This window comes from Aeromonas sp. FDAARGOS 1418, from assembly GCF_019048585.1.
In the GTDB taxonomy this organism is placed as follows: domain Bacteria; phylum Pseudomonadota; class Gammaproteobacteria; order Enterobacterales; family Aeromonadaceae; genus Aeromonas; species Aeromonas caviae.
Genome location: NZ_CP077387.1, coordinates 1,075,001 through 1,088,378, shown reverse-complemented (window position 1 = coordinate 1,088,378; position 13,378 = coordinate 1,075,001). Strand labels below are relative to the sequence as shown.

9 protein-coding genes, 1 tRNA gene and 2 rRNA genes (1 of these 12 only partly in view) are annotated in these 13,378 nt (G+C 59.5%); 5 read left to right on the top strand and 7 right to left on the bottom strand.

The annotated features are described in order from the left end of the window. Positions 1 to 108: 108 nt before the first annotated feature. From I6L48_RS05250 to I6L48_RS05235, 4 genes are all read right to left on the bottom strand, one after another. Positions 109 to 2,274, bottom strand: coding sequence for a S9 family peptidase (locus I6L48_RS05250; RefSeq protein WP_113069464.1), 2,166 nt, complete (start codon positions 2,272 to 2,274; stop codon positions 109 to 111). Between the two features lie 289 nt (positions 2,275 to 2,563). Then, positions 2,564 to 2,995: a DUF411 domain-containing protein gene (locus I6L48_RS05245; protein WP_113069462.1), complete on the bottom strand. Its 432-nt coding sequence runs from the start codon at positions 2,993 to 2,995 to the stop codon at positions 2,564 to 2,566. A gap of 45 nt (positions 2,996 to 3,040) precedes the next feature. After that, positions 3,041 to 3,364: a hypothetical protein gene (locus tag I6L48_RS05240; protein WP_010672576.1), complete on the bottom strand. Its 324-nt coding sequence runs from the start codon at positions 3,362 to 3,364 to the stop codon at positions 3,041 to 3,043. Positions 3,365 to 3,440: 76 nt separating this feature from the next. After that, a complete protein-coding gene (locus I6L48_RS05235) occupies positions 3,441 to 4,163 on the bottom strand; it encodes an SDR family oxidoreductase (protein WP_010672575.1) in 723 nt (240 codons plus the stop codon). A 140-nt stretch (positions 4,164 to 4,303) separates the two neighbouring features. On the opposite strand from I6L48_RS05235, the gene I6L48_RS05230 reads away from it, so the two are divergent. The 5 genes from I6L48_RS05230 to I6L48_RS05210 all read left to right on the top strand — a co-directional run bounded on the left by I6L48_RS05230 (position 4,304) and on the right by I6L48_RS05210 (position 9,388). After that, positions 4,304 to 5,146: a LysR family transcriptional regulator gene (locus I6L48_RS05230; protein WP_042015287.1), complete on the top strand. Its 843-nt coding sequence runs from the start codon at positions 4,304 to 4,306 to the stop codon at positions 5,144 to 5,146. Between the two features lie 59 nt (positions 5,147 to 5,205). Next, positions 5,206 to 5,805: an NAD(P)H-dependent oxidoreductase gene (locus tag I6L48_RS05225; RefSeq protein ID WP_010672574.1), complete on the top strand. Its 600-nt coding sequence runs from the start codon at positions 5,206 to 5,208 to the stop codon at positions 5,803 to 5,805. A 70-nt stretch (positions 5,806 to 5,875) separates the two neighbouring features. Further along, positions 5,876 to 7,732, top strand: a complete 1,857-nt coding sequence (locus tag I6L48_RS05220; RefSeq protein WP_010672573.1) for a monovalent cation:proton antiporter-2 (CPA2) family protein — start codon at positions 5,876 to 5,878, stop codon at positions 7,730 to 7,732. After that, positions 7,729 to 8,115, top strand: coding sequence for a SirB2 family protein (locus I6L48_RS05215; protein ID WP_039040394.1), 387 nt, complete (start codon positions 7,729 to 7,731; stop codon positions 8,113 to 8,115). The genes I6L48_RS05220 and I6L48_RS05215 overlap by 4 nt, the downstream gene beginning before the upstream one ends. Before the next feature lie 286 nt (positions 8,116 to 8,401). Continuing rightward, positions 8,402 to 9,388: a YafY family protein gene (locus tag I6L48_RS05210; RefSeq protein ID WP_029313511.1), complete on the top strand. Its 987-nt coding sequence runs from the start codon at positions 8,402 to 8,404 to the stop codon at positions 9,386 to 9,388. 1,301 nt (positions 9,389 to 10,689) lie between these two features. Here I6L48_RS05210 and I6L48_RS05205 read toward each other — a convergent pair. The 3 genes from I6L48_RS05205 to I6L48_RS05195 form a co-directional block, all read right to left on the bottom strand. Next, positions 10,690 to 10,766: transfer RNA gene (locus tag I6L48_RS05205), tRNA-Asp, on the bottom strand. Between the two features lie 99 nt (positions 10,767 to 10,865). Continuing rightward, positions 10,866 to 10,980: ribosomal RNA gene (gene rrf, locus I6L48_RS05200) — 5S ribosomal RNA — on the bottom strand. 81 nt (positions 10,981 to 11,061) lie between these two features. Further along, positions 11,062 to 13,378, bottom strand: a 23S ribosomal RNA gene (locus I6L48_RS05195); it runs 572 nt beyond the window's last position.

Sequence of the window (13,378 nt, the reverse complement as noted above, 5' to 3'; positions counted from 1 at the left end):
GCATAAACACGACGTTAATGACGCTTTTGTCGCCAAGATGCAAAAACCCCGATCCGAGGCTGCCGGAACGGGGTTTGGTAACAAGCTGATTTCATTTGGGCCCGGCCATCACGCCTTGCTGCCGGCCAGCTCCAGAATGAAGGCGAACTCCAGGGCGATGTCCTCATAGGCCTTGAAACGGCCCGACTTGCCGCCGTGACCGGCCTCCATGTCGGTGCTGAGCAGCAACTGGTTGTCGTCCGTCTTCAACTCACGCAGCTTGGCCACCCACTTGGCCGGCTCCCAGTATTGCACCTGGGAGTCGTGCAACCCCGTGGTCACCAGCAGATTCGGGTAGGCCTGGGCCTTGACCTGATCGTAGGGGCTGTAGGCCTTCATGTAGTCGTAATAGCGCTTCTGGTTCGGGTTGCCCCACTCGTCATACTCCCCTGTGGTGAGGGGAATGGACTCGTCCAGCATGGTGGTGACCACGTCGACGAAGGGCACCTGGGCCACCACGCCGCGATAGAGCTGGGGCGCCTGGTTGATGACGGCCCCCATCAGCAGGCCGCCGGCGCTGCCTCCCATGGCATAGACCTGCTCCCTGGCGCCGTAGCCTTGCGCCACCAACGCCTCGGTCACGTCGATGAAGTCGTTGAAGGTGTTCTGCTTCTTGAGCAGCTTGCCCTCTTCATACCAGGTGCGGCCCAGCTCCTCGCCACCCCGGATATGGGCGATGGCGTAGACGAAGCCCCGGTCCAGCAGGCTCAGGCGTGAGCTGCTGAAGTCCGGGTCCATGCTGGCGCCGTAGGAGCCATAGCCGTAGACCAGCAGGGGATTGGTGCCTTCACCCCCCCCTGCCTTCTTGAACTTGTCCTTGCGATAGACCAGCGACACCGGCACGGCCACGCCGTCACGGGCGGTGATCCAGAGCCGCTCACTGGCATATTGCGCAGGCACGAAGCCCGCCACCGGCTGCTGCTTGAGCAGAGTCCGCTTGCCGCTGTCCATGTCCAGCTCGTAGGTGGAGGACGGCGTGGTCATGGAGGAGTAGCCATAGCGCAGGGCGCTGGTGTCCGGCTCCGGGTTGTAGGCAAGCCAGGTGACATAGGCGGGATCGTCGAAGGCGATCTCCTTCTGTTCGCCGCTCTGCCAGTTGACCTGACGCAACCGGGTCAACCCCTGGCTGCGCTCCTCCAGCACCAGCCAGTCCCTGAACAGGGCATAGCTCTCCAGCAGCACGTCCGGATTGGGGGCGATCACCGCCTTCCAGCGATCCACCGGGCTCTCCTTGGTCTCATAGAGGCCGAAGTTCTTGCCGTCCTTGTTGGAGCGCACATAGAAGCGACCGCGGTAGTGATCCAGGCTGTATTCGTGATCCACCTGACGGGGCAGGAACAGGCGTGGCGTCTGGCCCGGCACATTGGCATCAATGAGGCGCGCCTCGCTGGTGGTGGTGCTGGAGAGGGAGATGACGATGAAATCTTCCGAGGTGGTGGCGTAGAGGCTCACATAGAAGGAGTCGTCCTTCTCCTCGTAGACCAGGGTATCCTTCGCGGGGTCCGTGCCCAGCTCGTGGCGATAGACCTGGTAGGGCAGCAGGGTCTTGGGGTGCTTGCGCACGTAGAAGACCGTCTTGCTGTCGTTGGCCCACACCAGGTTGCCGGAGGTGTTCTCGAGGGTGTCGGCGGCCCAGGCGCCGCTCTCCAGATCGAGGAACTGGATCCTGTATTGACGGCGGGAGAGATAATCTTCCGCCACCGCCAGCCAGCGGTTGTTGCGGCTCACCTCGAGCGCCCCCAGGGCATAGAACTCGTGGCCTTCGGCGCGCTGGTTGCCATCCAGCAGCAGGGTGGACGCCCCGTCCCCTTCCACCTTGCTGCGGGAGTAGATGGCGTACTCCTTGCCCGGCTCGTAACGGGTCTGATAGCGGTAGCCGTTCTTCACATAGGGGACAGACTCGTCCTGCTGGGGAATACGGGCCACCATCTCCTTGTAGAGCTGCTCGCGCAGCGGCTTGATTGGTGCAAGCATGGCCTCGGTGTAGGCATTCTCGGCCTTGAGATAGTCCAGCACCTCGGGCTTCTGCCGCTCGTCGTCACGCAGCCAGTAGTAGTTGTCGACGCGCGTGTCCCCGTGTTTTTTCAGGGTATGGGGGTGCTTGGCAGCCACCGGGGGGACAATGACAGGCTGGGTGGAAGTATCGCTTGTAGGCATGGCGGACTCTTCGTTGGCATGGGAACAGGGCGCAGCAAGCAGGCAAGCCAGCAGCAACCCCCGGGAAAAGGTGAACATGTCGCATCCTTTGCGCTGTCACAGGGCCGCCCCTCCCGCTGGTGCTGCACGCATCCAGACGGCACACCGGCAGGCAGTGGGAAAAGCGTCCCTGAGAAAATAAAAATTGGCGATCAATCTGCCCCTTGTCGCCCGGGGTTGCAAGGGCTCCCCGGACATTCCCCCCCCAAATCGACGAAAAAGGGCCGCCATCTCGCGATGGCGGCCCTCCTCCCTGACCGTGAGCGACACGGGTTCGCTCAGGTGTGCCTCACATGATGGAAGTGTGTCTGCTCACGGTCAGCATCCATCAGCCGGGGTAGCTCGACCAGACTTTGGTCGCGCCCTCGTCACTGATGCTCAGCACCTGATAGGGCTGACCCGGAATATCCATGCCCGGCGCACTCTGGGGCATCCCCGGAATGGTCAGACCGCGGATCGCCGGTTTTTCCTTGAGCAGCTTCTGCACGTCGGCAGCGGGCACATGCCCCTCCACCACATAGCCGTTCACCACCCCGGTGTGGCAGGAGGCCAGCTGCGGGGTGATGCCATGCTGCTGCTTGATCGGGTCCAGCTGCTCGGTTTCCACGACATTGACCTCAAAGCCGTTCTCTTCCATGTGCTTGATCCAGGTCTTGCAGCAACCGCAATACTGGGACTTGTAGACGGTCATCTGCCCGGTTGCCAGAGCAGAAAAACTGACGGTACCGGCCAGCACGGCCAGTAACAGGGACTTGTACATATCTCACCTCGGTTAAGAAGAAATGCCCGGAAAGGGAAACTCGACTCAGCCGTGGTGACGGGGCGGACGCTCGAGACGCTTCAGGGGCGCCTCCGGCATGAACAGAGAGGGAGAGAGGTATGTCGGCCTGTCGGGCTCAAGCCGGGCAACCGTCAGGCTGTCGCTGGTGAGCACCGTCATGGCGAGCGCCGAGGTGAAGCTGCCGCAGGGCATGGCTTTTTCCAGGGTACGCTCGCTCTGGCTGCAATGGGGCGTCAGGGTACAGAGATCGGTGGCCGCACGGCTGCCAAACGACATCAGCACCAGCACCAGACTCCACAGGGGGAGCCAGCGGCGGGCGCGAGCGAGTTGGCGACGGGTCAGGACCATGAGACGACTCAATGACGAAAGAGGGCCTATGGTAACCCTTGGCCCAGGGGGAGGGTCAACCCCTCCCCCGTTTGCATCAGGGTTGCTGACGGGTGGCTGCCAGCACGATCTCCCGCACGCAGACGTTGGCCGGCTGGTGCCAGGCGTAGAGCACGGCGTCGGCGATCACCTCGGGTGCAATGACGCCTCCCATCTGATCCTTCCAGTCGTGATAGCCCGCCTTGATGCGCTCGTCCGTGGTGTGGCTGAGCAGCTCGGTCTCCACCGCGCCCGGAGCGATGGTCACCATCCGCACGCCGACATCGGCCACCTCTTCCCGGATATTCTCGGTCAGGGCGTGAACGGCGAACTTGGTGGCGCAGTAAGCGGCATGGTTCGGGAAGGTCTTGCGACCGGCGATGGAGCTGATGTTGATGATGGTTCCGCTGCGGCGGGCCTTCATGCCGGCCAGTACCGCATGCACGCCATTCAGAACCCCCATCACGTTGATGTTGAGCATCTGCTGCCACTCGGCGGGATCCTGCACGTCGGCCTGTCCCAGCAGCATGACGCCGGCATTGTTGACCAGACATCCCACCGGGCCGAATTGCGCCTCCGCCTGCGCCACGGCGGCCTTCATGGCGGCGGTGTCGGTGACATCGACCCCGATGCAGAGGGTATCGGGCAGGTTCAGCGCCTGCATGGGCTCGACCCGGCGGGCCAGCAACAGCAGCGGATGGCCGGCGGCGGAGAAGGCGCGGGCAATGGCGGCACCGATCCCGGCGGACGCGCCGGTGATCACCACGAGGGACTTGGACATGGAGTTTTCCTTCTGATGCGTTGAAATGGGCGTCAAACAAGGGCTGGCCAGCACGGGACCCAGTCACTATAGTCGCTACATCCATCGGCGATAAATATAGTTTTCCGCTGGTTATCATCTGAATTAACTATGGTATCCCCATGCTGGACCTGAGATTGCTGCGCTTCTTCATCGCCATCTATGAAGAGAAGAACATCACGGCGGCGGCAGCCCGCTGCCACGTGAGCCAACCCTCCCTCTCCGCCGGCCTTCGCCAGCTCGAAGAGAGCCTGGGGGACAGCCTCTTCATCCGGGGCAAGAAGGGGGTGGAAGCGAAGGATCCGGCCCACTATCTCTATCCCCACGCCGTCAAGCTGGTGGAAGAGGCGCGTCGCCTGCCGACCCTGTTTCGCCAGAAGGCGACGCGTGCGAGACTCAACATGGCCATCATGCCCGACCTCAGCCGACGTCGGCTGGCGGGATTGCTTCGGCGGGTGCAGGGGGTGCTGCCCGAGCTGGATCTCACCCTCTCCGATTACGGCACTCCGGCCGACTGCCGGCTGACCCTGGATGCCCTGCGCCGGGAGGACGAGATCTTCCTGCCGCTCTGGGAAGAGGAGTACGTGCTGTGCGTTCCCAGGGGACACCCTCTTGCGGGCAGGGCGCGTATCGAGCTGGCTGAGTTGCAACATTATGATTTTATTGAGTGCCCACCCTGCGAAGCCCATCAGCAAACCATAGGCCTGCTGGCCTGTGACCGGCTCACCCTCAATCTGGTGGCCAAGGCCGAGAGCAAGGGGCTGGTGATGGCGCTGGTGCTGGCCGGGGTGGGCATCAGCTTCCTGCCCGACGGGCTGGTGGAGGACGAAGCGGGCCTGTGCACCCTGCCCGTGAGCGGCCCCCGGATGTTCCGCCGAATCGGCCTCTGCTACCCCGCCCACCAGACCCTGAATCCGGCGCTGCGCGCACTGATCCCGGAACTGGCGGGCCAGGGAGCTTCTTGATAACGTTTCAGCTCACAATCTGTCGCATGTGCCGGCAGCAGACCCTCTTCAGGAATCCCATGAAACGCATTCTGGTCATCTTTTCACACCCGGCGCTGCAGAGTTCCCGGGCCAACAAGCAACTCCTGCACGCCATCGAGGGGCTGGAGGGGATCACCCTGCACGATCTCTGCCAGCGCTATCCGGACATGTTCATCAACGTGAAACGGGAACAGGCCCTGCTGGCGGAGCACGACATCATCGTCTTCCAGCACCCCTTCTACTGGTACTCCTGCCCGGCCATCATGAAAGAGTGGATGGACCTGGTGCTGGAGTACGGCTATGCCTACGGCCCCGAGGCCCACGCCCTCAGCGGCAAGCAGTGGCTCAGCGCCATCACCACGGGGGGCGGCCCCGAATCCTACTGCCGCGCCGGCTACAACCAGCGCCCGCTGCTCGACTTCCTGCTCCCCTTCCAGCAGACCGCACAGCTGTGCGGCATGCGCTGGCTGCCCCCTTTCGTGCTGCACTCCTTCCACAAACTCGAGGATCCCGAGGCGCTGCGCCGCTGCGGCCAGGACTATCGCCAACTGCTGTGCGCCCTGCGTGACGAGCAGCTGACCCCGGCCCAGCTGGCCGAGAGCCCCTATCTGCGCGATCTGCTGGGAGTGCTCCCATGACACACACTCGATCCGGGCGCAGGCCCGGCCAGCCCTCACCGGCATTCATCATGTTAAGGAGGAGCCGCTGATGGGACATGGATTGCTGTTTGATGCCCTGATCTACCTCTCGGCGGCGGTGATCGCCGTCCCGCTGGCCAAGCGGTGGGGGCTGGGCTCCGTCCTTGGCTACCTGCTGGCGGGGATCATCATAGGTCCCTTCCTGCTTGGTCTGGTGGGCGAGCAGAAAGACGTGATGCACTTCGCCGAGTTCGGGGTGGTGCTGATGCTGTTTCTGGTCGGTCTGGAGCTGCGCCCGGCCCTGTTGTGGCAACTGAAAGGGCCCATCCTCGGCACCGGTGGTCTGCAGGTGCTGCTCACCAGTGTCGCCCTGACCGGGGTGGGTTATCTTTTGGGTCTGCCCTGGCAGCAGGGGCTCGCCATCGGTCTCATTCTTGCGCTCTCCTCCACCGCCATCGTGCTGCAGAGCCTGCAGGAGCGCAAACTGATGCAGAGCGAGAGTGGCCGCTCCGCGTTTGCGGTGTTGCTGTTCCAGGACATCGCCGTCATCCCCATCCTGGCGATCCTGCCGCTGCTGGCCATCGCGCCGGTCGCCAGCAGCGGCAGCTCAGAGCTGGCAGGCTGGCAGCACGGCCTGCTGGTGGTGGCCGCCATCGCCGGCATCGTGCTGGGTGGTCATTACCTGATGCGGCCGGTGTTTCGCGCCATCGCCCAGTCCCACATGCGGGAGATCTTCGTCGCTGCCGCCCTGCTGCTGGTGATCGCCATCGCCGTGCTGATGGAATCCGTCGGTCTCTCCCCCGCCCTCGGCTCCTTCCTCGCCGGCGTGGTACTGGCGGACAGCGAATACCGCCACGAGCTGGAAGCAGACATAGAGCCGTTCAAGGGGCTTCTGCTCGGCCTCTTCTTCATGTCGGTGGGTGCCGGCATCGACTTCAGCCTCTTTGCTGCCCATCCCCTGTTGATCCCGGCACTGGTGATCGGTCTGATGGTGCTCAAGTGGCTGGTGCTGATGGGGCTCGGCTTTGTCATTCGCCTCTCCCCGAACCAGCGCTGGACCTTCGCCCTGGCCCTGGCCCAAGGCGGTGAGTTCGCCTTCGTGCTGTTCTCGTTCGCCGCCCAGAACAAGGTACTGCCGGGCAGCACCATCTCACTGCTGACTCTGGTCGTCGCCCTCTCCATGGCGCTGACACCGCTGCTGCTTATCCTCAACGATCGGGTGATCCAGCCCTGGTTCGACTACCGCAACCAGAGCGACACCCCCGAACACGAACAGCCCGAGCTGGTGGAACACCCGGTCATCATCGCCGGCTTCGGTCGCTTCGGTCAGATAGTGGGGCGTCTGCTCCACGGCCATGGTATTGGCACCACCATCCTGGAGCAGGATGCCAGCCAGATAGAAATGCTGAGAAAGTACGGCTACCAGGTGTTTTATGGGGATGCCAGCCGACTCGACCTGCTGCACGCGGCCGGCGCCCACAAGGCCAAACTCCTGGTGCTCTCCCTCAATGACCCGGCCACCTCCCTCGAAGTGATCGAGATGGTGAAAAAGCACTTCCCGCACCTCAGAATACTGGCCCGTGCCCAGGATAGACCCCATGCCCACGAGATCCTGCGCCACGGGATAGACAGCGTGCACCGCGAAACCCTGGGGTCGGCCGTGGATCTTGGGGTAGAAGCACTCACCCTCTTGGGATTCAGGGCCAATCAGGCCTGGCGTGCGGGGCAGATGTTCAAGCAGTATGACAACCGGCTGCTGCGGGAACAGGTCAACTACCTGGACGACGAGCACACCTATATCAACAAGAGCCTGCAATACCGCGACATCCTCTCCGACCTGCTGCAAGACGACCAGGAAGGACAGGAGCGTACCCACGCCCATCAATGGAACAGCGGTCTGCCCGACAACGACAAGGAAGCAACATGATTGCCTATTACCCCATGCTCAAACACCTTCACATGACCCTGGCCCTGGTCAGCCTGCTGCTCTTCCTCTACCGCTGGAGCCTGGCGCTGGCGGGCAGCGGGCGGCTGCAACAGAAATGGTTGAAGGTGCTGCCCCACATCAACGACACCTTCCTGCTGCTGTTTGGCGTGCTGCTGGCGGTGACCCTGCAGATGAGCCCTGGCCAGCAGCCCTGGTTGATGGCCAAGCTGATTGCCCTGGTGATCTACATCGGCCTGGGCGTCATGGCGCTCAAGCGCCCTGCCCGCGGTCAGAAGCTGGTGGCCGGAGTGGCCGCTCTCGCAGTATTCGGCTACATGGTGGGCGCAGCCATCACCAAATCAGCCTGGTCCTGGCTGGCATAACGACGTGTCGAGGTGGGGGCCCGTCCCCCACCTCCTTCCCACCTCCCCCTCCTTACTGCTTCCATTTCCTTCCTGTCACCCTGGTCGCGAGCATCCTCGCAAGGCTTGTTTTCAATAAAAAAAGGGCTCAAACAACCCCTTTTGCTTGTTGTTTTGTTTTATTTATCAATGACTTGATTCTTCATGTATGAAAATGGCGACAGTTGTCGCAGCAAAACTTGCGACATAGACTGTCGCAGGCCATAGCTAGGATACACTCAACGCTAAACCAGTGAAGGCATGCACCATGAGTAAGAAGCTGTTACGACAACTGACCTTGGCGCGTTGCATCCCGCACCGCCCTTACAAGCTGACCGCCAGCCAACTCCAGGTAAAACTGGAAGAGGAAGGCATTCACGTCAGTCTCCGTACCGTGCAACGGGACCTGGAAGAGATGTCCGGCATGGGACTGTTCGACCTCACCTCCGATGAGCGCAGCAAGCCTCATGGCTGGTGCTTCGAGCGCCATGGTCTCAATGACTTTGCCAACATCATGCCGCTCTCGCTGGCAGTGGCCCTGAAAACCTGGAGCGACCAGGCAAGCCAACTGTTGCCGGCAAGCGTGCTGACCGAATTGAACCCGCTGATCGACAAGGCTGGTCAGGTGATCCGCGACAGCCAGAGCGAACTGGCCGAGCGCTGGCTGGAGAGCGTGCACCAGTCACCTCGCCCCTTCGCCGGCAATCCGGAGATCCGCCGCAGCACCCTGATCCGCGACGCCCTCTGGCGTGGCCGCAAGTTCAGCGCCGAGATCCAGCGTGTCATCAAGGAGCGTACTGTCTGGCTCTGCTATGACCGCATCAATCCCCTCGGCATCCTGAACCAGCCCGATGGCCCCATCCTGCTCTGTACCCTGTCCGAGCTGGATCCCAAGGTCTACGGCATTCCGTTCGATCACATCAAGAACGTGGAGTTGACCAACTTCAGCGCGACCCAGCCGAAGGACTTCAATATCCAGAAGCTGATCCGCGACCAGGGTTATCAGGACGTCAGCGGTCCGATCCGCTTCGTCGGGCGCATCGATGCCAACTGCCCGACCCTGATCGATGGACAAATCCCGGGGCATAACCCGCGTATGACCCGTTACGACAAGCGCAGCGTGGTGGTGGAGACCGAAGTGCAGGATACGCCCGAGTTCCGCTCCTGGCTGAACAACATGAGCGGCAACCTGGAGGTACTTGCACCCGAATCACTGCGCAAGGCCTACCCGACTCCTGGGACAAGGGTCAGCTAAAGAAACCAGCAGACAATACAAAGCCGAGATTTATCTCGGCTTTTGTCTACTTTTAAAGCATAAGTATTCAATTAATTTTGAACTCTTACACCCCTGATTGAAGCGGCTGTACCATCGTTTTCCTACCGATTTCTGCTTGTAAGAGATCTGCCATTCCCCCTGTAAGACCCCTCAGTGTTGAACCGTACGTGAAGCCATCCCGCACTGGGTATGCTTTCCATGGAAACTATCTAAGTGACTGATAAACGTAGACAATATTCCACACAAGCCCATTTCTGTACCGCGTATCACGGAGCGCAATCCGATTGCACTCCTTGTTCGAGCCTGCAATTGCCTTAGTATGGGTCTCACAAGGACGAGCTGATTCGGCAGGATGCAGAAACAGCGCATAAACAAGGAATAGCCTGCAGGATGTGGGCAAGGAACACCTCGGGATGGGGTTGATAGCCAGGATGGTTATCACAAGGATCGACAGGACAACCGCAGGATGCGGTAGTTGGATACCTCGGGATGAGGTTGAGTGGCACGGATTGTCGCTCATCAAGGATGTAAGGACACCGCAAGACGCGGTCAGGAACAGCTTCAAGATGAAGTGTGATAGCCAGGGTGGTTATCAGTCAGGATGACGCAGGAACACCACGGGATGTGGTAATGGACACCTCCAGGAAGGAGAGGGTGAAGCAATCAGGACAGATTGCCAGGCTAGGAAGGCCACAGGACACCCCAACGGATTGGGAAGGGGAATTTCCAAAGGAAAGGATAGCGTCAAGGATTGCAGGGAGCATGGCAGTTCAGGGAATGGACGAAATGACTTGAGGGGACAGCATCTGCTGTCCCCTTTTCTTTTGTGCGGCCACACATCAGAGAATGGAATCAGCCTGAGCGATCCTGCCCACATCACGCCATCTGCATCACTGATAACCTGTTTGTATACCCACCAGAGGCAGCCACAGTAGCGCTCCTTGCCTTTCCTCCGCCCTCCCTCGTCTATGCTCAGCGACATCCACTAGGCCCTCAGAACACAGCAGATCAGCCGCAACCAACCAGCCAGGATATTTCCCGGCGACTAACTCCAGGTAACGATGGCCACTGACTTCTGCTCAGCCAGGCAGATTGTTGAGTCATCCCTGAACTGTCTATGTGTGTGACCACGAATGAAGCATGAATGCCATTCTATAGGGCGGAGATTGCCGTAGGGATGGGTGATAACCCAACCAAGCTACCTGCTACTGAGGATGAGAGACTGGGTAAATGTCAGATAGCAAAAAGGCCTTCCCGATAGGGAAGGCCTTTCAATTTAGTGGCGGAGCGGACGGGACTCGAACCCGCGACCCCCGGCGTGACAGGCCGGTATTCTAACCGACTGAACTACCGCTCCGCATTCGGTTAGCTTTCGCTAAATCATTTGCTGCTTGTTTGTGAGGTGTCATCCTCGCAGCCAGTAACGTGATTTTTTCACGTCACCGTTTAATTGGGTGCCTGGCAGTGTCCTACTCTCGCATGGCGAATGCCACACTACCATCGGCGCTACAGCGTTTCACTTCTGAGTTCGGCATGGGGTCAGGTGGTTCCACTGCGCTATTGCCGCCAGGCAAAATCTTCAATCTGAAAAAGCTGATGTAAGTAATTCGTTCGTATTTGCTACAAGCCTTAGAACACTTCTTGGGTGTTGTATGGTTAAGCCTCACGGGTAATTAGTATGGGTTAGCTCAACGTATCGCTACGCTTACACACCCCACCTATCAACGTTGTGGTCTCCAACGGCCCTTTAGGACCCTCAAGGGGTCAGGGATGACTCATCTCAGGGCTCGCTTCCCGCTTAGATGCTTTCAGCGGTTATCGATTCCGAACTTAGCTACCGGGCAGTGCCACTGGCGTGACAACCCGAACACCAGAGGTTCGTTCACTCCGGTCCTCTCGTACTAGGAGCAACTCCCTTCAATCATCCAACGCCCACGGCAGATAGGGACCGAACTGTCTCACGACGTTCTGAACCCAGCTCGCGTACCACTTTAAATGGCGAACAGCCATACCCTTGGGACCGACTTCAGCCCCAGGATGTGATGAGCCGACATCGAGGTGCCAAACACCGCCGTCGATATGAACTCTTGGGCGGTATCAGCCTGTTATCCCCGGAGTACCTTTTATCCGTTGAGCGATGGCCCTTCCATTCAGAACCACCGGATCACTATGACCTACTTTCGTACCTGCTCGACCTGTCCGTCTCGCAGTTAAGCTGGCTTATGCCATTGCACTAACCTCCTGATGTCCGACCAGGATTAGCCAACCTTCGTGCTCCTCCGTTACTCTTTGGGAGGAGACCGCCCCAGTCAAACTACCCACCAGGCACTGTCCGCGAGCCCGATTCAGGGCCCTGCGTTAGAACATCAAACATACAAGGGTGGTATTTCAAGGACGGCTCCAGCGCAACTGGCGTCACGCCTTCAAAGCCTCCCACCTATCCTACACATGTAGGTTCAATGTTCAGTGCCAAGCTGTAGTAAAGGTTCACGGGGTCTTTCCGTCTAGCCGCGGGTACACCGCATCTTCACGGCGAATTCGATTTCACTGAGTCTCGGGTGGAGACAGCATGGCCATGGTTACACCATTCGTGCAGGTCGGAACTTACCCGACAAGGAATTTCGCTACCTTAGGACCGTTATAGTTACGGCCGCCGTTTACCGGGGCTTCGATCAAGAGCTTCGCTTGCGCTAACCCCATCAATTAACCTTCCGGCACCGGGCAGGTGTCACACCCTATACGTCCACTTTCGTGTTTGCAGAGTGCTGTGTTTTTGATAAACAGTCCCAGCCATCTGGTCACTGCGACTCCCGACAGCTCCATCCGCAAGGGACTTCACCATCAAGAGCGAACCTTCTCCCGAAGTTACGGTTCTATTTTGCCTAGTTCCTTCACCCGAGTTCTCTCAAGCGCCTTGGTATTCTCTACCCGACCACCTGTGTCGGTTTGGGGTACGATGACTTGTAATCTGAAGCTTAGAGGCTTTTCCTGGAAGCAGGGCATCAATGGCTTCCGCACCGTAGTGCGTTCGTCTCGTGTCTCAGTGTTGTGTCTCCGGATTTGCCTAGAAACACCACCTACGCACTTTCACCAGGACAACCGTCGCCTGGCCCACCTAGCCTTCTCCGTCCCCCCATCGCAATTACAAGTCGTGCAGGAATATTAACCTGCTTCCCATCGATTACGCCTTTCGGCCTCACCTTAGGGGTCGACTCACCCTGCCCCGATTAACGTTGGACAGGAACCCTTGGTCTTCCGGCGAGGAGGCTTTTCACCCCCTTTATCGTTACTTACGTCAGCATTCGCACTTCTGATATCTCCAGCATGCCTCTCGACACACCTTCGCAGACTTACAGAACGCTCCCCTACCACTCACACTTAGTGTGAATCCGCGGCTTCGGTGCCTGGTTTGAGCCCCGTTACATCTTCCGCGCAGGCCGACTCGACTAGTGAGCTATTACGCTTTCTTTAAATGATGGCTGCTTCTAAGCCAACATCCTAGCTGTCTGAGCCTTCCCACATCGTTTCCCACTTAACCAGAACTTTGGGACCTTAGCCGGCGGTCTGGGTTGTTTCCCTCTTCACGACGGACGTTAGCACCCGCCGTGTGTCTCCCGGATAGTACTTACTGGTATTCGGAGTTTGCATGGGGTTGGTAAGTCGGGATGACCCCCTAGCCCAAACAGTGCTCTACCCCCAGTAGTATTCGTCCGAGGCGCTACCTAAATAGCTTTCGGGGAGAACCAGCTATCTCCGAGTTTGATTGGCCTTTCACCCCCAGCCACAGGTCATCCCCTAACTTTGCAACGTTAGTGGGTTCGGTCCTCCAGTTGATGTTACTCAACCTTCAACCTGCCCATGGCTAGATCACCCGGTTTCGGGTCTACACCTTGCAACTAGACGCCCAGTTAAGACTCGGTTTCCCTACGGCTCCCCTATACGGTTAACCTCGCTACAAAATGTAAGTCG

Excerpts from the sequence above, each read along its gene's own strand:
- I6L48_RS05250 (WP_113069464.1), bottom strand. The coding sequence starts at position 2,274 with ATGTTCACCTTTTCCCGGGGGTTGCTGCTGGCTTGCCTGCTTGCTGCG.
- I6L48_RS05245 (WP_113069462.1), bottom strand. The coding sequence starts at position 2,995 with ATGTACAAGTCCCTGTTACTGGCCGTGCTGGCCGGTACCGTCAGTTTT.
- I6L48_RS05240 (WP_010672576.1), bottom strand. The coding sequence starts at position 3,364 with ATGGTCCTGACCCGTCGCCAACTCGCTCGCGCCCGCCGCTGGCTCCCC.
- I6L48_RS05235 (WP_010672575.1), bottom strand. The coding sequence starts at position 4,163 with ATGTCCAAGTCCCTCGTGGTGATCACCGGCGCGTCCGCCGGGATCGGT.
- I6L48_RS05230 (WP_042015287.1), top strand. The coding sequence starts at position 4,304 with ATGCTGGACCTGAGATTGCTGCGCTTCTTCATCGCCATCTATGAAGAG.
- I6L48_RS05225 (WP_010672574.1), top strand. The coding sequence starts at position 5,206 with ATGAAACGCATTCTGGTCATCTTTTCACACCCGGCGCTGCAGAGTTCC.
- I6L48_RS05220 (WP_010672573.1), top strand. The coding sequence starts at position 5,876 with ATGGGACATGGATTGCTGTTTGATGCCCTGATCTACCTCTCGGCGGCG.
- I6L48_RS05215 (WP_039040394.1), top strand. The coding sequence starts at position 7,729 with ATGATTGCCTATTACCCCATGCTCAAACACCTTCACATGACCCTGGCC.
- I6L48_RS05210 (WP_029313511.1), top strand. The coding sequence starts at position 8,402 with ATGAGTAAGAAGCTGTTACGACAACTGACCTTGGCGCGTTGCATCCCG.